Source organism: Microbulbifer mixtoriginis (SeqCode), from assembly GCF_052467705.1.
This window is the reverse complement of the sequence record NZ_CP174322.1, coordinates 1,952,364-1,971,909: the sequence shown is the minus strand read 5'-3', so window position 1 is coordinate 1,971,909 and position 19,546 is coordinate 1,952,364. Positions and strand designations below refer to the sequence as shown.

The 19,546-nt window shown below is 50.5% G+C and carries 17 protein-coding genes; 8 read left to right on the top strand and 9 right to left on the bottom strand.

Annotation, left to right across the window (positions count from 1 at the left end; translation table 11 throughout):
• Positions 1 to 25: 25 nt before the first annotated feature.
• A complete protein-coding gene (locus tag ACJJIB_RS08845) occupies positions 26 to 481 on the top strand; it encodes a thiol-disulfide oxidoreductase DCC family protein (RefSeq protein ID WP_444885431.1) in 456 nt (151 codons plus the stop codon).
• On the top strand, positions 468 to 1,274 hold the full coding sequence (gene tcdA, locus ACJJIB_RS08840; RefSeq protein ID WP_444888599.1) for a tRNA cyclic N6-threonylcarbamoyladenosine(37) synthase TcdA: 807 nt from the start codon (positions 468 to 470) through the stop codon (positions 1,272 to 1,274). The genes ACJJIB_RS08845 and tcdA overlap by 14 nt, the downstream gene beginning before the upstream one ends.
• Here tcdA and ACJJIB_RS08835 read toward each other — a convergent pair.
• Positions 1,271 to 2,122, bottom strand: coding sequence for a LytR/AlgR family response regulator transcription factor (locus tag ACJJIB_RS08835; RefSeq protein ID WP_444888598.1), 852 nt, complete (start codon positions 2,120 to 2,122; stop codon positions 1,271 to 1,273). The two genes, tcdA and ACJJIB_RS08835, sit on opposite strands and share 4 nt — an antisense overlap.
• Positions 2,123 to 2,286: 164 nt before the next feature.
• On the opposite strand from ACJJIB_RS08835, the gene ACJJIB_RS08830 reads away from it, so the two are divergent.
• Complete coding sequence (locus ACJJIB_RS08830) at positions 2,287 to 3,483, top strand: acyltransferase family protein (protein WP_444888597.1); 1,197 nt, start codon at positions 2,287 to 2,289, stop codon at positions 3,481 to 3,483.
• A 5-nt stretch (positions 3,484 to 3,488) separates the two neighbouring features.
• Here ACJJIB_RS08830 and ACJJIB_RS08825 read toward each other — a convergent pair whose 3' ends face one another.
• Both ACJJIB_RS08825 and ACJJIB_RS08820 read right to left on the bottom strand, forming a co-directional pair.
• Complete coding sequence (locus tag ACJJIB_RS08825) at positions 3,489 to 5,153, bottom strand: aminotransferase class V-fold PLP-dependent enzyme (RefSeq protein WP_444888596.1); 1,665 nt, start codon at positions 5,151 to 5,153, stop codon at positions 3,489 to 3,491.
• The gene (locus ACJJIB_RS08820; protein ID WP_444888595.1) at positions 5,150 to 5,938 is read right to left on the bottom strand and encodes a TatD family hydrolase; all 789 of its coding nucleotides are present in this window, start codon (positions 5,936 to 5,938) and stop codon (positions 5,150 to 5,152) included. The genes ACJJIB_RS08825 and ACJJIB_RS08820 overlap by 4 nt, the downstream gene beginning before the upstream one ends.
• A gap of 32 nt (positions 5,939 to 5,970) precedes the next feature.
• On the opposite strand from ACJJIB_RS08820, the gene ACJJIB_RS08815 reads away from it, so the two are divergent.
• Positions 5,971 to 6,603: a LysE family translocator gene (locus ACJJIB_RS08815; protein WP_252085353.1), complete on the top strand. Its 633-nt coding sequence runs from the start codon at positions 5,971 to 5,973 to the stop codon at positions 6,601 to 6,603.
• Positions 6,604 to 6,687: 84 nt separating this feature from the next.
• Here the strand turns inward: ACJJIB_RS08815 and ACJJIB_RS08810 are convergent, their stop codons facing one another.
• Positions 6,688 to 7,170, bottom strand: coding sequence for a hypothetical protein (locus ACJJIB_RS08810; protein WP_444888594.1), 483 nt, complete (start codon positions 7,168 to 7,170; stop codon positions 6,688 to 6,690).
• Positions 7,171 to 7,669: 499 nt separating this feature from the next.
• Between ACJJIB_RS08810 and ACJJIB_RS08805 the strand changes: the two genes are divergently transcribed.
• Positions 7,670 to 8,794 carry a M14 family metallopeptidase gene (locus tag ACJJIB_RS08805; RefSeq protein ID WP_444888593.1) on the top strand — a complete coding sequence of 375 codons (1,125 nt, stop codon included), beginning with the start codon at positions 7,670 to 7,672 and terminating at the stop codon, positions 8,792 to 8,794.
• Positions 8,795 to 8,866: 72 nt separating this feature from the next.
• Here ACJJIB_RS08805 and ACJJIB_RS08800 read toward each other — a convergent pair whose 3' ends face one another.
• The gene (locus ACJJIB_RS08800) at positions 8,867 to 9,748 is read right to left on the bottom strand and encodes a hypothetical protein (protein WP_444888592.1); all 882 of its coding nucleotides are present in this window, start codon (positions 9,746 to 9,748) and stop codon (positions 8,867 to 8,869) included.
• A gap of 387 nt (positions 9,749 to 10,135) precedes the next feature.
• Between ACJJIB_RS08800 and ACJJIB_RS08795 the strand changes: the two genes are divergently transcribed.
• The 3 genes from ACJJIB_RS08795 to ACJJIB_RS08785 all read left to right on the top strand — a co-directional run bounded on the left by ACJJIB_RS08795 (position 10,136) and on the right by ACJJIB_RS08785 (position 13,714).
• On the top strand, positions 10,136 to 10,669 hold the full coding sequence (locus ACJJIB_RS08795; RefSeq protein ID WP_444888591.1) for a hypothetical protein: 534 nt from the start codon (positions 10,136 to 10,138) through the stop codon (positions 10,667 to 10,669).
• Positions 10,569 to 11,771 (top strand): phosphatidylinositol-specific phospholipase C domain-containing protein, encoded by a 1,203-nt coding sequence (locus ACJJIB_RS08790; RefSeq protein ID WP_444885440.1) that lies wholly within the window; start codon positions 10,569 to 10,571, stop codon positions 11,769 to 11,771. The genes ACJJIB_RS08795 and ACJJIB_RS08790 overlap by 101 nt, the downstream gene beginning before the upstream one ends.
• Before the next feature lie 179 nt (positions 11,772 to 11,950).
• Complete coding sequence (locus tag ACJJIB_RS08785) at positions 11,951 to 13,714, top strand: M28 family metallopeptidase (protein ID WP_444888590.1); 1,764 nt, start codon at positions 11,951 to 11,953, stop codon at positions 13,712 to 13,714.
• A 583-nt stretch (positions 13,715 to 14,297) separates the two neighbouring features.
• On the opposite strand, the gene ACJJIB_RS08780 is transcribed toward ACJJIB_RS08785, so the two are convergent.
• From ACJJIB_RS08780 to ACJJIB_RS08765, 4 genes are all read right to left on the bottom strand, one after another.
• On the bottom strand, positions 14,298 to 15,932 hold the full coding sequence (locus ACJJIB_RS08780) for an AMP-binding protein (protein ID WP_286037011.1): 1,635 nt from the start codon (positions 15,930 to 15,932) through the stop codon (positions 14,298 to 14,300).
• Between the two features lie 140 nt (positions 15,933 to 16,072).
• Entirely contained in the window at positions 16,073 to 16,420 is a 348-nt protein-coding gene (locus ACJJIB_RS08775; protein WP_252085347.1) for an SCP2 sterol-binding domain-containing protein, read from the bottom strand.
• 83 nt (positions 16,421 to 16,503) lie between these two features.
• Positions 16,504 to 18,297 (bottom strand): acyl-CoA dehydrogenase C-terminal domain-containing protein, encoded by a 1,794-nt coding sequence (locus ACJJIB_RS08770; protein ID WP_252085346.1) that lies wholly within the window; start codon positions 18,295 to 18,297, stop codon positions 16,504 to 16,506.
• 176 nt (positions 18,298 to 18,473) lie between these two features.
• Positions 18,474 to 19,544 carry an AraC family transcriptional regulator gene (locus tag ACJJIB_RS08765; protein ID WP_252085345.1) on the bottom strand — a complete coding sequence of 357 codons (1,071 nt, stop codon included), beginning with the start codon at positions 19,542 to 19,544 and terminating at the stop codon, positions 18,474 to 18,476.
• Positions 19,545 to 19,546 lie beyond the last annotated feature (2 nt).

Below are 19,546 nucleotides of genomic sequence, written 5' to 3'. Positions count from 1 at the left end.
GGCCTCCGGGCCGCTATTTTCCCCCATGCCCCCCTCTCCTCCTGAAAAAATCGTCCTCTTCGACAGCCAGTGTAACCTTTGTAACGGCTGGAGCCATCTGCTCATAAAGTACGACCCTCATTGTCGCTTCACGCTCTGCCGAGTACAGTCCCAGGCTGGCCAGCACTACTTGAGGAAGCTTGGGCTACCCCTGAAAACCTATGAGAGCGTGATTCTATTAGAGCGACAGGGAGATTGCTTCCAGCAATACCATAAGAGTGAGGCGGCCCTTCGTATCTCAGCCAACCTTGATGGCTACTGGCGTTATCTTGTGGTTTTGCGCTACATTCCGCGCTCAGTGCGGGATTGGCTCTACGATTTGGTAGCGCGCAATCGCTACCGCTGGTTTGGCCGGCGCAGTAGTTGTTTACTGCCCTCTGCGGTAGACAAGCACCGCTTTCTGGAAGAAGTATCGGAAAAGAGCCCCAATGAGTCTGTCTGAACAATACCTACAACGCTTTGGCGGCATCGCCCGCCTGTATGGTAACCATGCCCTGGAGATATTGAATCGGGCCCATATATTAGTTATCGGCATCGGCGGTGTGGGTACCTGGATCGCTGAGGCACTTGCCCGAAGTGGTGTAGGCGCCCTGACACTAATTGATCTCGACGATATATGTATCACCAACACTAATCGCCAGTGCCACGCCCTCTCCTCAACGGTTGGACACATGAAGATCGAGGTCATGGCCGACCGACTCAGGCAGATCAACCCGGAGATTCAGGTCACCGCTATCGATGACTTTATCGCCACAGACAATCTGGCCGAGCTGATCGACCCCGATAGAGATTCTCTGGATATCGTTATTGACGCCATCGATAATGCGCGAGTTAAAGCTTCGCTGGTTGCCTACTGCAAAGCGCGAAAATTGCGCCTGATCACCGTTGGCTCCGCCGGTGGTAAGCGCTCCCCACAGGCCATTGAGTGTGCGGATCTCGGTCGCACCATCAACGACCCCATGCTGGCCAAGGTGCGTCAGCATCTCTATCGTTTTCACAATTTCCAAAAGAGCAGCAAACGGCAGTTCGGTGTGGACGCCATTTTCTCCCGCGAGTCGATGGTTTACCCGAAACCCGATGGTGACGTTTGCCAGCAGAAAAGCGCCATGCAGAATGGGGTTAAATTAGATTGCAGTGGTGGCTTTGGTGCAGCCACCATGGTTACCGGCACTTTTGGCTTTGTGGCAGCTTCCCGAGCTATAGAAAGGCTTCTACAGGCCAAAAGCACAAGCTAAGCCGACCTCAACTGAGTCCTGAGCAGATCCCTGTAGCGACGACTTACAGGGATTTGTTGGCCACCTTTTAAGCAAATACGCGCATCCCCACTTTCAAGGGGAACTATCTCGGCAATGGAATCCAAACGCACAATATAAGAGCGGTGCACCCGCACAAAGTCATCTGGGTCTAAACGTTCCAGTAACTTTGCCATGGTATCGCGAAGGGGATAAATTCTTTCTCCCAAATGCAAATTTACATAATTCCCAGCGGCTTCCACCCACTCGATATCTTTTACATTCACCAGAAATTCTTTACCCAGCTTCTTTATTAAAAGGCGCTCCGGGCGCTCAATAGAGTCTTTAGGTCGCCCTTCATCCGGGGGTTCTAGTGACTCACCTTGTATGCAGCGTAGGAGAAAACGATATAAATAAACAGCCCCCAGTAGAAAGCCATAAGTACGAAAATCTTTCAGGTACTCATAGAAAAATTCAATTCCCCAGTGTCCAAAATTGTAGGAGCCACCTTCGAGGTAGTAGATCGCCGTACGCAGTGCCACCATAGCAACAACATGTAAAAGCGACCAAGGCAGGGTCAGCAGTAGATGTATAAATAAATGTCGAGCAAGTGTTTCCTTACTTAGGGGAAAGCGACGATCCCAGATCAGAATCAATGGGAACAACAGCCCCACAACCAGAATACTGGTGCCCTCCCAAACCAAAAACTCCCAAGGCTTAAATCTGGACTCCGCTCCGAGATGCTCCAGGTACACTACTGTAAATTGCACCAGCCATAGTACGAATAAGAACAGAATGCAGAGCCCTATTTCAAATTGCCGCCTGCGCGCCAGGTACATTTGTACCGTCATTTATTCCAATCCCCATGCACTTTTGCCGGTAGCATAGCTTCAACTCATCCCTGAAAACCACCATTCACACCTTTAGCAATGCATCTCACGTCCTTTGCATAGCAGACAGGGTATTTTCCCAAGGAACATAGCGAAACTTGTTTCAAATCCAAATGAAGGACGCCATGCAAAAAAACATTCATCGCCGCCATGACATTGATGCCCTGCGCGTGCTCGCTTTTGCCCTACTCATTCTGTATCACCTGGGGATGGCCTATGTGGCTGAATGGGGCTGGCATGTAAAGAGCACTTACCAGAGTGAACCTTTGCAGATCCTGATGCTGGCAGTTAACCAGTGGCGAATGCCATTGCTGTTCCTGATCTCTGGGGCCGCAACATACTTTCTGCTGGCTAAGCTTGGGAGCGCTCGGTTTCTGCTGAGGCGATTGCGACAGCTACTTATCCCACTTCTCTTCGGCATACTGGTTATAGTGCCACCACAAGCTTACTATGAGGCGCTCTCCAACGGCGTCATAGAGCCAGGTTACCTAAGCTTCCTCTGGCAATACTTTACGTTTCAACCCTGGCCGGCCGAGAGCTTTGCAGGTAGCCATGTTGGCTTCACCTGGAATCACCTCTGGTATTTACCCTACCTGCTCTGCTACACGCTAGCCATTATTCCAGTATCTTATTTTCTGCATACCTACGGGCCAGGACTAGGAAACTGGCTATCTCGCTTTAGAGCCTGGCAGCTTCTATTCATGCCGCTGCTACCCCTCACTTTATACGGCCTCTGTCTCTTCCCGCTTTTTGGTGGAATTAACTACGCCGTTGTTGGTGATTGGTATACCCATGCACAATTTTTCACTTTCTTTCTATTCGGCTACCTGCTTGTCAGCAATGAGGCTCCATGGAAACTGCTAGTGCGCCTGCGCTTCTTCCTGCTGATTGCAGCTCCGCTTTGTTTTTGCCTATTCCTGCTGTTCGATCGGGTATTGGAAGAGGATATAATTCCTGGGCAGTCTTTAATTCAACTGATAGTGATTTATGCCAATCGTTGGTTCTGGCTACTTACAGTATTAGCTTGGGGACACTACTGCCTCAACCGCCCGTTTACATGGTTGCCCTATGCCACAGAGGCAGTTTACCCCTGGTACATCCTGCACCAGACAATTACCGTTGCGGCGCTCTTTAAGTTGAAAGCGTTTTCCATGGGGCCGGTTATCGAGCCCCTACTGGTCTTTTTAATAACGGTGATAGGGTGTCTCGCTATTCATGAATTTATCATTCGGAGGGTGCCCTTGCTGCGATTACTGTTCGGCCTGAAAGCTAAAACGCCCGGTAGAGTCGCAAGCCTCAGCCCTGCCAACCCAGGTGTATAACCTTATCAAGACCGATCTGCGCCGCTCTCTATATGATGTAATGCGCGGCGCATCAAAGCATAGAACCCATTACTGCGAGACTGACTCAAGTGCTTACTCAGCCCCAATTCATTAAATAGTTGGGGCAGGTCCAATGCTTGGACCTCGTCCGCAGTGCAACCATCTATCTGAGAAAGCAACAGTGCCCCGAGCCCCTTAACCACCCGGCTATCGCTGTCGAGTCCAAAGAAGTGACGCCCATCTATTTCCCTGTGTACTAACCAGGCCTCAGATTCACAGCCACGAACGAGATTCTCCGGATTGCGGATCTCGGGCTTACGGGTAACCACTTTACTCCACTGCAATAGCTCACGATAACGCCCCTGCCAATTTTGATGAGAGGCCAGACACTCAAGTTGCAACAGGGAAAAATCATCTCTTACCCAGCTTTTGGAGTGAACCTCTACCCCAGATGTGACCAGCTGTTGGACCTCGCAATAGTCCTCTAACGCCTGCAGAAATGCCCTGATATCATCGTCGGTGTTATAAGCCGCTATAGAGGCGCGCACCGTAACCTGATTGCCACTGGTTCGCCCCAGTATTTGCGCACAGTGATGCCCCACCCGCACGGCAATATCCCGCTCATCCAGCCAGTGCATTAAATCCGTAGCACTGCCTTCGAGCGGCACAAATGAAATTATTCCGAGGTTGTGACTAGCTTGACTGATCAAACGAAAGTTTGGGGATGCATTTAGTTCCCGGTGCAGCCAGTGTGTCAGTCTTTGTTCATGTTCGGCCATAGCGGTACGATCCTGTCGGGAGAGGAAATCCAGTGACGCCCCCAGCCCGGCTATTGCAGCCAGTGGTGATGTGCCCGCCTCAAATTTATGAGGTAATTCGGCGTAGTGGCTCTGCTGGAATTCTACTTCCGCGATCATCTCACCCCCACCGTGCCAAGGGGGCATTGACTCCAAAAGGGTTTCGCGCCCGTAGAGAAAACCGATCCCACTGGGGCCGTAAAACTTATGTGCGGAACAAACAAAGAAATCACAACCAATTTTTTGTACATCAATTTCTTCATGAGCGGCCAACTGAGCGCCATCCACGATCCACATAAGTTGCCAAGATCGTAACAATTTTCGAATTAATGAGAGATCTGGACGCAAACCTATTGAGTTGGAACCACCGGTCAGAGAAACCACTCGTGTACGATCGTTCAACACCTCTCCCAGTCGATCAAACTGGGGAATTCCTGCAGAGTGGGGCACATAGCGCAGAATCAGATTATGGCGCTTGGCCATCATCTGCCAGGGTACGATATTCGCGTGATGTTCAGCGGTGGAAATAACTATCTCATCGCCAGGCTGTAATTCACTACAAAGACAATGGGCGAGTAGATTCAGGGCCTCAGTTGCACCGCGACAAAAAATGATTTCTTTGGTACTAGCGGCATTCACAAACTGCTTGGTTTCATAGCGCACCTGCTCGACTATTTCAGTAGACCTGCGCGCTAATCGATGACTAGATCTATGAGTGTTGGCACTACTGTGAATATAGTAATCCCGCATCGCATTAATAACGGATAGCGGTTTTTGCGTGGTAGCTGCATTATCCAGGTAGACTAATCCTGCATTTTCCTCCTGGGCAAAAAGTGGAAACTGCTTCTTGAATTGCTCTGCAGAAAAACTCATAGGGCAAATAATATCTCAGTATTTTTTCGTGTTGCGCTGGCAATTTCTTGTAAAGAAATACCGCGCAGCGCCGCTAATTCGGCGGCTATTAATGGCAGATTTTCAGGGCTATTTCGCTGCCCCTGCCGCCCTGACAGTGGCATATCGGGTGCATCGGATTCCAGTATCAGGCTCTCTAACGGCATACGTGTAACGGTCTTGCGGGTTTTGGCCGCGCGACTGTAAGTGATAGTGCCACCAACGCCCAAATAAAAGCCCATTTTCCAGTAGTCCATAGCCATCTGCTCACTACCACTAAATGCATGTACCACTCCTCCCCTTGGTAGAGGGTATTGCTTCAATAGCTTAAGTACTTCGTTGTGCGCCCGATGCACATGTAAAATCAGTGGTAGCTGTAAGTCACTGGCAACTTCCAGCTGTGTTTTAAATACAGCAATTTGTTTTTCTAACGGAGTTGCTATAGCGGCATCCAGGCCACACTCTCCGACAGCAATACAGCGATACTGCTGCAAATGCTCGGCTAGTGCACTGTTCAGTTGCACCTCTTTGATACACTCTTCATCTTCCTGGCAGTTTTTTGACACCCACCAAGGATGGACTCCAACAGCCGCATGCCAATGGGGCTGATCGTCAACCAATAGCGCAAGCTTTTGCCACTGGGATTTACAAACACCGGGGATAATCAGTTGACTGATCCCCTTGGCGACACAGCGCTGCCAGACCTGAGCCCGATCAGTCTCGAAAATTTGAAAATCAAAATGACAATGGCTGTCGATCAATTTCACTTGTGCTTCTCTGGTTTTGCCTGCATCTTAGCATGATGCCCACAATGGACCCTGAGGCCCCCTTGATAGAAACGCTGTTGCCCATTGCCCTTTTTGTCTTTTCCACCAGTATCACCCCTGGCCCCAATAACTTAATGATCATGTCCTCTGGATTAAATCACGGCGCCAGCCGCTCCTTACCACACTTGCTGGGTATCTGGCTTGGGTTTCCCGCAATGGTCATTGCTGTAGGGTTGGGCCTCGGCTCGGTCTTCAGCCAATTTCCAGTACTTCACGAGATTATCCGCTGGGTAGGCATTGGCTATCTGCTATATCTGGCCTGGCTGATCGCTTCAACACGCGAGATAGACTCCGCCAGCGATCGCCACCCCTTTTCATTTTTTCAGGCCATCGCCTTTCAGTGGGTCAACCCCAAAGGCTGGATTATGGCCATAGGTGCCCTAGCAGCATTCACAAGCCCAAATGGCGAAGTGTGGAAAGACATATTGCAGATCGCCCTAGCCTTTATAGCCATAGGCGGTCCCTGTGTCGCTGTTTGGCTGTTCTTTGGTATAGGGCTAAAGCGCTTTCTGACCAAACCCAACCACCTGAGACTGTTTAATATCACCATGGGCCTTTTACTGGCAGCCAGCGTGGTTCCTTTGGCGCTAGAAGGTCTGTATTGAACCAGCGCTCATTGAGACGCAGGAAAAAGGGACTACAAGTGCCAACTTGTAGTCCCATAACTCAAGGAAAGAAAGCGAAAAAACTTAGCGCGATGCGGTCTGGGTGGCAGTTGCAGCCCGTAAGGCTGCGGGGTCCTCTAGCCAAACGATATCACTGGCATCGATCTGGCTTTCAGTGACATCAGATAAGGTTTTCCCCAGGCTCTGCAGGGTCTTCTCTTGCGAGGTGAAAGTTTCTATCGGCATCTCAAGCCAGGCCTGCCCCTCTTCGTCGATTATCTGACGCACTTCGCCTCCATCCAGGCTACTGACGTGACGGTCGATTACAGAGCTACTCCCTGGCGGTAAATAAATGGTGCCATTGGTGATATCTACCGCAAAAGCCACAATACCGGGGATGATGCCAAATAACAGTGCGGCCCCATCTAGTATCAATACAGCCGGGTCAACCCGTCCACCACTCTGCCCTTTGCGCTCCGGATACAGGAAGTAACCACAAGCACTCATATTGATCACCACGGTCAGCAAACCGCTGAATACAATGCCACGCTTTAGATTTCTATTCATGGCCTACCTCTATTATTAACTTTGATAATATTGTCCAGGCGGAGACTTCCCCTGTAATGGGCTCCGCCAAGCTTTTGTGTTTCTCCCCTACAGCTCTCAATCAACTCATTATCGACGGGGTGAAAGATAAGCAAATTTACGCCTATCTGCACCAACGTACAACAATTGCCCAATCGAACTGCCTAAACTTTAACCAGCACTTGTTGCGGGATGTTAAGGAGATGTAGTCGATTTCTGACAGTGTGGATTGACGCACTTGTGATCAGGCCGGGCAGTGAGCAGTCGCCAGGGGTCCGACACCGGAAATTTCAGGGAGCAGTAGTCGTAGCGGGTGCCGCCATGGAATGGCTAAAGCACGGTATCGAATTCGGTACCGTGCTTTTTTAATTTCAGAAAGCGCAAAATTGCACCCTCAAGTGGCGAATTCCCCCACTCTCCCCCTGAAAAAATCCCTCCAGAGCTGTATCCTGCGCCCAACAACAAGAGTGGAGCTCACTACATGTACATAACCAGTGCCTTTGACAGCGGCAATATCGAAGTGATCAACGCTGAAAGCAGCCCTATTCAGCTGGCTATACGCCAGGATAATAACTCCGATTTCTACCAGTGGTTTCACTTTCGACTAGAAGGTGAGGTGGGCGCAAGCTATCCACTGAGTATTGTCAATGCAGGTAAATCCGCCTACCCGGAAGGCTGGGAAAACTATCGGGTGTGCGCCTCCTATGACCGTCAGAATTGGTTCCGCATCGGCGCCAATTACGATGGCAAGACTCTCGACTTTACCGTAACCCTGGATGAGCCCAGTATTTACCTGGCTTACTTCGCACCTTACTCCTGGGAGCGCCACCTGGATCTGCTGGCCTGGGCTCAGAGCAATGAGCGGGTAAAAATCCAAACCCTTGGCAAAACCCTCGACCAACGCGATATGACCATGCTCACTATCGGAGATGCCGAAACCGCCAAGCATCGGGTATGGATGATTGCACGCCAGCACCCCGGAGAAACCATGGCGGAGTGGTTTGTAGAGGGCTTCCTTGAGGCGCTGTTGGATGATGCCAACCCTCAAGCCCAGAAACTGCTGGCAGATACCGTTTTCTACGTAGTCCCCAATATGAACCCCGACGGAAGCGTTCGCGGCCACCTGCGCACCAATGCCGCTGGTGCCAACCTGAATCGCGAGTGGCTCAATCCCACCATGGAGCGCAGCCCGGAAGTATTCCTCGTTCGGGAAAAGATGTTGGAAATCGGCGGGGATATCTTCTTAGATATTCATGGAGACGAAGCACTTCCCTATAACTTCGTTGCTGCCTGTGAAGGTATTCCCGGCTATGACGAGCGCCACGCAAAACTGGAAGAAACCTTTAAACAGGCCTACGAGGCTATCAGCCCCGACTTTCAAACCGAGCACGGTTATGAGCTGGACAAACCTGGCGAAGCCAACCTTACCATTGGCACCGCCTGGGCCGGTCATCAGTTCCGCACTCTGGCATTGACCCTGGAAATGCCATTTAAGGATAACGACAACCTGCCTGACCCTGTAGAGGGGTGGTCCCCAGCCCGCAGCCAGCAATTAGCCCGCGATATTTTGTTCCCAATACGCGAGACCCTAAAAATCCTGAAGTAATTTCAAATCAGCTTGAGCCCCGGCCCAATAAGCCGGGGCATACTCCGAAATAAAACTGAACCTATCAGCAATTCACTTTACAGGTCGCTCAACAAACCAAGCCAGCCCCATCTGGCTGCGCCGTTGACGAGAGATCTGCCCGCTGTGTAAATCCTCCCAAATTAAATCAAGCTCACCTGCAGTACTAACTTTAGCCCCCCAAAGAACCTTACTATTTGCATATTGGTTGATACTGGAATCCAGGAAATGCTTTGGAAGAAAAGTTTGCGGTAATTGCGCAATGACTTCTCCCTCAGGTGAAATTTGCACTGAGATAGGTACTAGTTCCGCTACTTTGTTTGCAGCAATTTCTTTTTCTAATTTTTCCTTTGTCAAATCTAGCCTACCAAGCCGTATCGCCCACCCTCCTTCCACAGCATCCACTAACTGGGACTTTTTACCTTCGATAGTGTTACCGGCGCGATCATGTTGAAACACCATTTGCCAGGTTTTACGAGTGGGCTCGGTAAAGCACCAGATTGAATGGACGCGATCTTCATTTATTCTTTTGGAGTGCTCAAAACGCCCGAGTAGAATCCCACGACTATCCAGCAGACCATGCCACTGCCCAAAATCTGTGGAAAGCTCTATTTTTCCATCCTCAAGTCTGGGAATTTGTCGGTGTACAGACTGGACCTTGGTCGCCACCTCTCCCGATACCACACTGGTAAATTGTGCATCTGACCAATGCGTGAGATCTGATTGTTTATCTCCATCGAAATCCAAATCCCAACCCACCCGCATCGGCTCCCCACTGAGGGCAACATTCACTAGTCTCTGCTTGGAACCAGCAATCACAACTCCATCAAAATCTACTTCCAGGATGGGATCGGCACAATACGCTGACTGATACGCATTGGCAGCAACAGAAAAACCAAAGAATAAACTTATCAACAAACAATTTATTTTTATCATTTTTAGCACCAGCAATTATCCAACATTAAATTAGAGAGCAATATACTTTTCCCTCTTGTAACACATAAAATTTTACACCTCATTTACAAGAACACAAAAAAGCATAAAAGCTGAAATCACTTAAACTCAAGTCAAACCGATGTACACTTTGCAGAACACCCCCAAAAGCAACTAATCATATGCAAGTACTGCTATCTTGGAGGGCGACCAAAGAGCAATATAAAACTTAAAAAAATATAGATTTTATTAATTCAAAATAGCTCAATATTGGCACCCCATAAATCCACTTAAAATTGAATGAAATAGTATCGCAACTTCAAATCCTGAGCCCCCACCCCCTTCCAAAGGCAAAAGGAACAAAAAGTTCAGATCAAACATCTATGGCTTATGGCAATAGCCAAAAAGAAAAAAACCCACCAACCCATCACACAGCTTCCGAGGCAAGTGGGTATAAGGGGTTTATCATGCCAACAACTTTGCCCTATGGCATCAATAGCGACCCTTAACTGGAGTATTTTTGTATTAAAAAACCCCGCAAAAATGGAATGCCTGGTCACTACAGAACATTATCAATGGGATATTGGAACTTTCTATCCAAGCAACCCCAACAAAACCAAACCAACATCCCAAAAGCTGCTAAATCACACCACTTTCGCTAGACAGAAAAATCCGCCCATAGTAAAAAAAGAAAACAATAAAAAGGTACCAATAGGGTTCCGCAAAATAATTGAACATAAAAGATTAAAAAATCTCTCTCTTTATCTTAAAACCCCAAACGAACGAAAAGGCTATCCGTCCAGAAAGCCCCCGGAGAATAATAATGAAACTCAATATCATGCAATCAATCCAGATTACAGCCGTTTTGTCGCTGCTTATCTGTTCACCACTATGGGCAGACACAGTTTCCGACTTTCAAAATAGCTGGACAGGCAGAGCCTTGGACCTGCAACGTAAAATCGATAACCACACCCCAATGAGTGAGAATAATATTCTCGGTACCCACAATACTTACAACTCAGAGGTCTATCGAGCCTGTAATTTCTCCGTTGGTTGCCGCTATCTAGACCCCCAGCAGGAATACTCCATTAAGGATCAACTGCGAATGGGAGCAAGATTTATTGAACTGGACGTCCACTGGACGGCAAAAATGGAGAACCTCTTCTCCTACCCCAAACGCTTGCTGCTTTGCCATGGGCTGTGCAGCCTGAACGACAAGTATGCTACCGAGGGCTTTAATGAGGTGAAAGCCTGGCTTGAGGACAGCGCCAACCAGGATGAGGTTATTATCCTATACATCGAAGACCACTCCGACGGACGCCACCAGGATCTTTACGACCAGATTACTAGCCGCTTTGGCAACAGAATCTACTACAGCGGCGGCTGCCAGAGTATTCCAAGCACCTTGACCAAGAATCAGGTACTGGCTGCCGGAAAACAGGTTGTCGTATGGAAAGATGGCGGATGCTCGGGTAATAACAGCATGAAGAATATGGCATTTACCGGCCTCGGTGAGATTGGTCGCGTCTGGGAAGACAGCACCACTATCGGCACCATTGGAGAAATCTTCAATGGCGGTATTGAGAGGATCACCGCTAACGATGTACGCAATGGCTTTGCCCAGGGGCATAACATTATCAACCTGGACAATATGAATACTAGTGACGGCCGTATCGCCGCCGCAATCTGGTCCTGGGATCAGAACGAACCCAATAACCTCAACAATGAAGACTGTGCAATGCAGTGGGGCAACGGGCGTTGGAATGATGCCAACTGCAGCAATCAATACAGCTTCGCCTGCAAGAATGTAACCGACGGTAGCTGGGTCGCCACTGCCTCTACCGGACCCTGGGCTTACGGTAGCGCCAACTGCCAAGCCCTTGGCAGCCAGTACGTCTTTGAGGTACCCACCAACAGCAAAGACAACCAAGCCCTAAAAGCAGCGAAGGAAGCCACGGGCTACGACAAGGTCTGGATTAACTATCAAGACCAATCCACTGAAGGCCAGTGGCTGCGCAGCGAGTAATCCCAGCCCAACTCTTCACTTACAAACATCCTTTAGAGCCCGCGTTAGTATGCGCGGGCTCTCCCTTTTCTCTTCCAGCGGTACCAGCCTGCTTGACTAGCCGACTACCGAAGAATTGTCGTTAGTTTGCTCTATATCGTGCATAATCCGTGTCTGAGCAAGACTCACAGGACATAATTATGCGAATCCCTACTCTTTGGCGTCGCCTCGGTTTGACCATTGCCGTTGGCAGCGCACTAACCGCTTGTGGCAAAAGCACCACTGAAGCGGCCAAGCCGGAGGCTGATCACAACGCAGCCCATGCTGAACACCACCATGCTGACGGTGCCAAGTTATCTCTCGGTGAAGCCGAACAGGCTCAGGTCGATGCCATAGCTGCAGACCTGCACAAACACATTGCGATCCTTGCTTCCGACAAGTTTGAAGGGCGCGCTCCCGCTACCAAGGGTGAAGAACTCACCGTGAATTACCTGGCAGAGCAATTCAAGGCGCTGGGCCTGGAGCCAGGGGCAATGGATGCGGCCGGCAAACCCAGCTGGTTCCAGCAAGTCCCTATCGTGGAAATGGAAATTGAAACCACTCCCCTGACATTCAAGGGCAATGGTTTCGAGCAAAACCTGCAACCAATAGACGATATGGTGGCCTTCTCCCAAAGACAGACCGCAGGCTCCTCCCTGGAGAACAGCGAGTTGGTATTTGTGGGCTACGGCATTGTCGCTCCAGAGAATAACTGGAACGATTACGCCGGATTGGATATGAAAGGCAAGACTGCGGTTATTTTGGTGAATGACCCCGGTTACGCGACCCAGGACAAGGCCTTGTTCAATGGCAATGCCATGACCTATTACGGCCGCTGGAGCTACAAGTTCGAGGAAGCCGCCCGCCAAGGAGCTGACGGTGCGATTATCATTCATGAGACAGGTGCTGCGGGCTATCCATGGGAAGTGGTTAGTGGCTCCTGGTCCGGTGCGCAAGTCAGCCTCGAAGCCGAAAATAAGAATGCAGACCGGGTTGCTATTGAAGCTTGGATGACCAATCAAGCCGCCAATACGCTATTCCGCTCCGCCGGCCTCGATCTGCAAAAGGAAATGGACGCAGCCAAAACTCAGGGCTTCAAACCCAAGGCTCTGGGGATAACCGCCAGCGTACAACTGAAAAACAGCCTGCAGAAGTCTAATTCTCGCAACGTGGTTGCCAAGCTTTCGGGCAACAAGCACCCCGACGAGGTGATTGTCTACACCGCGCACTGGGACCACCTGGGCGTTAACAAAAATGCAGATGGTGAAGACCAGATCTTTAACGGGGCCGTCGATAATGCCACCGGTACCGCTGGCTTAATCGCTATGGCCGCTGAGGCGGTGAAGCTGGATCGCCCAGAGCGCTCGCTGCTGTTCGTTGCCGTAACGGCTGAAGAGTCAGGCCTGCTTGGCTCCAAGTACTACGCCGAAAAACCTGTCGCTCCTTTGGAGAAAACCGTTGCTGGCATTAACTTTGATGCCATGAACGTATTGGGCCCAGCCCGCGACATTACTGTAATCGGTTATGGCAGCAGTGAGCTGGAGCAAATGCTGGAGGTATCCGCCAAAGGACAAGGCCGCTATTTAGCCCCGGAAGAGCACCCGGAGCGCGGCTACTTCTATCGTTCAGATCATTTCAGCCTGGCGAAGAAAGGCGTGCCCATGCTGTATTTCGACTCCGGCAGCGACAACTTTGAGCATGGCCGCGAGTGGGCCCAGGCAAAGGGTGCTGAGTATGTTAGCCAGCATTACCACAAGCCTGGCGATGAATACGACCCCTCTTGGAACTTGAAGGGTTCGGCAATGGACCTGCAGCTTGGCCTAAAACTAGGCCTGAAACTGGCCAACAGCCGCGATTGGCCCAACTGGTATGAGGGCAACGAGTTCCGCGCAATTCGCGATGCGAGTGCCGAAGCCCGTAAGTAACCCTCTCTCCAGCCACTCTACGGCAGTGATACCATCAGTGCTACTGCCGTAGAGTCCATATCCTTCTCATCGGCCTTGCCACCACTGTAAACTCTTTGGAAATTGATTCATTCAGTTTTGCAGCACCTGCCGTCACTTTAATCGCGAGGCATGGCAATCGGACAAAAGCTAAACACTCCCTACACAAGATAAAAATATCCAAGCAAATCCTAGATAATTGTCACGCGTTATAGAGATCCCCTTCAATTAGACCTATGTTTTTCAACACCACATCGGGGTGAGGGCAGCCTACTAATAAATGGTCACTTTAACTTCACTAGGTTTTCCCAAAAAAAGATAAGGAAATTAACAATAAAAAAAGTTGGTCACGAAAGTATTAACAACGGAAAGATCCGAGCACTTTTTCAAGTGTGCACTTAAGTGTTCTAGTCGCAACTGAAGATATATTGAAACAGTTGAGACCAGCGGAGAATGGCAGATTTAAACAGGCTTATTAGAGGGCGGGATTTAGGAAACGGCTATCGCAGGCGACACATCCTTGTGTCGCAGTTATCCGCCAAATAATTGCCGGATAAACTTATAACTAAGCGCCGATAGCATCCTTTTTCTTCAATTCTTCATCGCGCAGTTCACGACGCAGGATTTTACCGACATTTGTCTTTGGCAAATCTTCACGGAACTCAACCTTTCTCGGCACCTTGTATGCCGTCATATTCTCTCGACAGAAAGCGATAACTTCTTTCTCAGTCAAAGACGGGTCAGCCTTGATAACAAAAAGCTTCACCTGTTCACCACTTTTTTCATCGGGAATACCAATTGCAGCGGCTTCGGTCACTTTTGGATGGGCACTGACGATATCTTCAATTTCGTTGGGATATACGTTGAAGCCAGACACAATAATCATGTCCTTCTTGCGATCCACAATCTTGATGTATCCATCATCCTGGATCACCGCCATATCACCGGTGTTCAACCAACCTTCACTATCGAGGGTATCGGCAGTAGCTTCTGGGCGCTGCCAGTATCCCTTCATTACCTGGGGACCACGCACACAGAGCTCACCGGGAGAGTTATTCGGCAGATCGTTGCCATTTTCATCCACGACTTTAACTTCAGTTCCCGGAACCGGGATACCCACAGTACCCAGCTGTACGCCCTCGGTGGGGTTAAAAGAAACAACCGGAGAAGTCTCGGTCATACCGTAGCCTTCCATAACCACACAGCCGGTCATATCTTCCCAGCGCTTGGCAGTGTCTCTGGTCAGAGCCATACCACCAGAAGCCGTGGAGTGCAGTTTGCTGAAATCCAATTCGGCAAAATCTTTATTCAGCATCAAGCCGTTAAACAGGGTGTTCAGGCCAACAAAGCCGGTAAAGCGCTGCCCTTTCAGGGTTTTCACAAAGCCGGGAATATCGCGCGGGTTTGGAATCAGCAGAGAGTGGTTGCCGGTGGAGAACAGGCACATGCAATGGATGGTGAAAGCGTAGATATGGTAGAGCGGCAGCGGCGCAATATAGAACTCCTCCCCCTCTTTCATACCACTACCAAACGCTTCAAGAACCTGCTGCATATTGGCAACCAGGTTGCGGTTGGTCAGCATCGCACCCTTGGCAACACCGGTGGTGCCACCGGTGTATTGCAACACGGCGATATCTTCTGGTGCGCGCTCAACATCCTCACTGCCCTTCTGTGCACCGAGAGCCAGTACCTCACGGAAATTTACCTGCTGGGCAAAAGAGAATTCCGGCACCATTTTTTTGATGTGCTTGGCAACGCCGTTGATCAGAACCCGCTTTAAAGGGCTGTGCAGGTCTGCGATCTCAGTAACGATCACTTTCTCAACACTAGTTTCATCAACAACAGCCGAAGCGGTATCAGCGATATTCGCCAGTACAACCAATGCTTTGGCACCGGAGTCATTCAACTGGTGCTTTAATTCACGCTGGGTATACAGCGGATTGGTATTGACGACCACAAGTCCAGCTCGCAAAGCACCAAATACAACTACAGGGTACTGCAGTACATTGGGCAGCTGGATAGCGATGCGATCACCGGGCTTCAAGTTGGTGTGATTTTGCAAATAAGATGCGAACTTCGCGCTCAAGGTGTCGATATCACCGACAGTCAGAGTTCGCCCCAGGCAGGTGAAAGCCGGTCGGTCACCAAATTTGGCGCAAGCGCCTTTAAATACATCGAGAATGCCGCGATCAATGTCCAACTCTCTTCTCCCATTCCTGATTGTTGTTATCGCTTGCTCACATCTCTCGCCCTTATAGACGAAACCTGCCATTTTTCGGAGCCAGCGAGAATTTATTTATTGTTTGTAGTATGTTGCGAGACAATAAAAAAGAGGCTTATTCATGCCTCTCCAAACCCATCGTCCTCTTTACCCTGCGCAGGAAACAAACCTGCCAACGCAGCGGCCAATTCTCTATCTCCAGAGTATTGGACATCTCCCAACAAAAAAGCATGTCTAGCGTTTAAATGGCCAGCCAAAATCGCATTCAAAGTGTGATTAGCCATTTCCAATATTAGCGCCGGTTCTTCCGTTTGCCCGAACTCAGAAACCACTTCGAGATCATTCGGAGCTCCTTTTACGTAAACATAAAAGTCACAGGCATCCGGCAGGCGGAACTGTACCCGAGCAAGTGGGTGCAAACAAGCTATGCGCCGCAGGCGCTCCTGAACTGAATCCGGCAATTGCATCGGAATGTCTCCGTCATTGGCCACTTCGGCGCCGGTAAAAAAAACCGCCGGTGAAGACCGACGGTTTTTTATTGAGGTTGGATTTAGAACGCGAAATGTTCTGCGTCCAGATCCATCAGGTTGGCCGCACCGCTAAGCATGGTTTCAGCATGGCTGGAGGTACGCGGAAGGATGCGCTCGAAATAGAAACGGGCAGTCTTCAGCTTGGCTTGATAGAAATCTACTTCAGCAGTGCCTTCAGCTAACTTCTCGTTAGCTACTTTAGCAGCACGCGCCCACAGGTAACCCAGCACGGTGTAGCCGGAGAACATCAGGTAATCCACGGAAGCCGCACCAACTTCGTCCGCATTCTCCATGGCCTTACCGCCTACGTGCAGAGTCAGGTCGCCCCACTGCTTGTTCAGCTCTTGCAGCTTGGTAACAAAAGGCGCAAGCGCTTCATTATCAATTTCCGCCTGGCAGAACTTGTGCACTTTCTTGGTGAAGTGGCGCAGCAGCTCACCCTGACTCATCAATACCTTACGGCCCAGCAGGTCGAGTGCTTGAACGCCAGTGGTACCTTCGTAGATGGTGGAGATACGCGCATCGCGTACATTCTGCTCCATGCCCCACTCGGCAATGTAGCCGTGGCCACCGAAGCACTGCAGGCCCAGGTTGGCAGACTCAAGACCGGCTTCGGTAATGAATGCTTTAGCGATCGGCGTTAGGAATGCCAGCAGATCTTCCGCTTCTTTCTTCGCTTCCTCATCACCTTTATGAGTGATGTCAACCAGTTGCGCACAAGTAACAACCAACATACGGCTGCCTTCAGAGATGGCCTTTTGGGTCATCAGCATGCGACGTACATCAGGGTGCACGATAATTGGGTCAGCGGGACCCTCTGGGTTCTTAACGCCAGACAGGGAGCGCATTTGCAGGCGATCTTTAGCGTAAGCCAAGGACTTCTGGAAGCCGATTTCGGAGTGGGCAAGGCCCTGCAAAGCGGTACCCAGACGCGCAGTATTCATAAAGGTGAACATGTAGTTCAGACCTTTGTTGGGCTCACCAATCAGGAAGCCTTTAGCACCGTCAAAGTTCAGTACTGCGGTGGCATTACCGTGAATACCCATCTTGTGTTCCAGAGAACCACATACAACACCGTTGCGCTCACCGATAGAGCCATCAGCGTTAGGCATAAACTTGGGCACGATGAACAGGGAGATCCCCTTGGTGCCAGCCGGCGCATCTGGGAGGCGAGCCAGCACGATATGCACGATGTTGTCGGTCATGTCGTGCTCACCGGCGGAGATAAAGATCTTAGTACCGGTAATCGCGTAAGAACCGTCGTCGTTGGGCTCAGCCTTGGTGCGCAGGATACCCAGGTCGGTACCACAGTGAGGCTCGGTCAGACACATGGTGCCGGTCCAGCTGCCTTCAACCAGCTTGGTCAGATAAACCGCCTTCTGTTCGTCGGTACCGTGCTCTTCCAGGGTGTTCATGGCACCATGGGAAAGACCGGGGTACATACCCCAAGACCAGTTAGCAATACCCACCATTTCACTCATGATGGTGCCCAGAGAGGGCGGCAGGCCCTGACCGCCGTATTCGGGATCGTGGGGCAGCGCCGGCCAGCCGGCTTCTACAAACTGCTGATAGGCCTCTTTAAAGCCTTCTGGAGTGGTGACTTCACCGTCTTTCCAGGTACAGCCCTGTTGGTCGCCGATCTGATTCAGCGGAGCCAGTACATTTTCACAGAACTTAGCACCCTCTTCCAGGATGGCATCCACGACATCAGGAGTGGCCTCCTCAAAACCCAGAGACTCGTAATGCTTATCTGAGTCCAGCATCTCGCGCATTACGAAACGCATTTCACGCAGTGGCACTTTGATATCGGTCATCCTGATACCCTCAATTCGGTTATGTTAAGACCAGCCAGAAACTGCCCGGTCATATTTGTGACTAATTAATAAGATTGGTTCATCATAGTAGTAAGGCTACAGCCCTCTCTATGGCGAAATCCGTCCAAAGCGGTGACAAATCGAGGCGGGAATTCGAAAAAATGTGACCAGGCCAGTCAAATATCCAGGCCAGCAGCGGCTCGACCCCCGCGGCGGTATTCGCCTGGCGTGATCCCAGTCCACTTCTTAAAGGCGCGGAAAAAAGCACTGGATTCATCAAACCCGAGCATCTCGGCAATCTGTCCATTGGAGAGATCCGGGCAACTCAGGTAATGGAATGCCGCTTCCATACGGCACTCATCTTTCAGTTTCTGGTAAGAAGTGCCCTCTTGCTGCAGGCGGCGGCGCAGAGTAGTCACCGACATATTGAGCCGCTCTGCCACAGCTTCGGCGGCGGGCATGGACTCGCTGACATCCCTGTTGAGGATGGTTTTAACCTTGGTTTTGATGCTGTTGGCGCTGCCGTCGCTAATCACAAGATGATAAGGCGCGGTGCGGATAAAATCCTCCACCATCTGGGGGCTCTGCACCACCGGGTAATCGAGATAACGTGCATCGTACTCGAGGGCATTGAATGGCTGTTCAAAAGACAGTTCGCCCGCTTCGCTCTGAGCCAAGCTGCGAAACTCTTCCGGACAGGAGAAAGAAAAATGCAAACGTGCCAGCGGGATTTCACGCCCTGCCAACCAGCAGTAGAAACGGTGCCAAACTGCCAAGGTAGTGCGCACCACACTGGGGCTAGTGGCGGCCAACAGCCGATCAAACTCCCCTTTTTCCAGGGAGCTGATACCGTGGATTTCTACCCGCACGCGGCCATTTTCTCCATCCTGCAGCTCCGGCTTCACTTTAAAGCCGCGACAGATCTCCATAAACTCGGCACACAAAGTAATTGCCTGGCGCAGAGTGGCGCAATTAACCACCGCCATACACAGCAAGCGGAAAGAGCCCGAACGCACTCGCCCGCCACTGAGCATGCCAAACCATTCATTTTGGGCCAGCCACATAACCCGCTGGTAAAGACGGCCGTATTTTATCGCCGAAAATGCCGCCACACCCTCCAGCTCATGCTCATCAATACCGACCGACTCGAGCAGTTCGGCTTTGTCGCAGCCGTGGCGTATCGCCTCCTCTAGCAATCGCTCCAGGTAGGCAATGGGTATACGAATATCCTCTTCTGATGCCGCCATCT

Bases quoted from the DNA above. Each gene is read 5' to 3' on its own strand.
- ACJJIB_RS08800 (WP_444888592.1), bottom strand. From the start codon at position 9,748: ATGATAAAAATAAATTGTTTGTTGATAAGTTTATTCTTTGGTTTTTCT.
- ACJJIB_RS08825 (WP_444888596.1), bottom strand. From the start codon at position 5,153: ATGAGTTTTTCTGCAGAGCAATTCAAGAAGCAGTTTCCACTTTTTGCC.
- ACJJIB_RS08785 (WP_444888590.1), top strand. From the start codon at position 11,951: ATGCGAATCCCTACTCTTTGGCGTCGCCTCGGTTTGACCATTGCCGTT.
- ACJJIB_RS08805 (WP_444888593.1), top strand. From the start codon at position 7,670: ATGTACATAACCAGTGCCTTTGACAGCGGCAATATCGAAGTGATCAAC.
- ACJJIB_RS08845 (WP_444885431.1), top strand. From the start codon at position 26: ATGCCCCCCTCTCCTCCTGAAAAAATCGTCCTCTTCGACAGCCAGTGT.
- ACJJIB_RS08790 (WP_444885440.1), top strand. From the start codon at position 10,569: ATGAAACTCAATATCATGCAATCAATCCAGATTACAGCCGTTTTGTCG.
- ACJJIB_RS08810 (WP_444888594.1), bottom strand. From the start codon at position 7,170: ATGAATAGAAATCTAAAGCGTGGCATTGTATTCAGCGGTTTGCTGACC.
- ACJJIB_RS08815 (WP_252085353.1), top strand. From the start codon at position 5,971: ATGATGCCCACAATGGACCCTGAGGCCCCCTTGATAGAAACGCTGTTG.
- ACJJIB_RS08765 (WP_252085345.1), bottom strand. From the start codon at position 19,544: ATGGCGGCATCAGAAGAGGATATTCGTATACCCATTGCCTACCTGGAG.
- ACJJIB_RS08770 (WP_252085346.1), bottom strand. From the start codon at position 18,297: ATGACCGATATCAAAGTGCCACTGCGTGAAATGCGTTTCGTAATGCGC.
- ACJJIB_RS08830 (WP_444888597.1), top strand. From the start codon at position 2,287: ATGCAAAAAAACATTCATCGCCGCCATGACATTGATGCCCTGCGCGTG.
- ACJJIB_RS08795 (WP_444888591.1), top strand. From the start codon at position 10,136: ATGGCAATAGCCAAAAAGAAAAAAACCCACCAACCCATCACACAGCTT.
- ACJJIB_RS08775 (WP_252085347.1), bottom strand. From the start codon at position 16,420: ATGCAATTGCCGGATTCAGTTCAGGAGCGCCTGCGGCGCATAGCTTGT.
- tcdA (WP_444888599.1), top strand. From the start codon at position 468: ATGAGTCTGTCTGAACAATACCTACAACGCTTTGGCGGCATCGCCCGC.
- ACJJIB_RS08835 (WP_444888598.1), bottom strand. From the start codon at position 2,122: ATGACGGTACAAATGTACCTGGCGCGCAGGCGGCAATTTGAAATAGGG.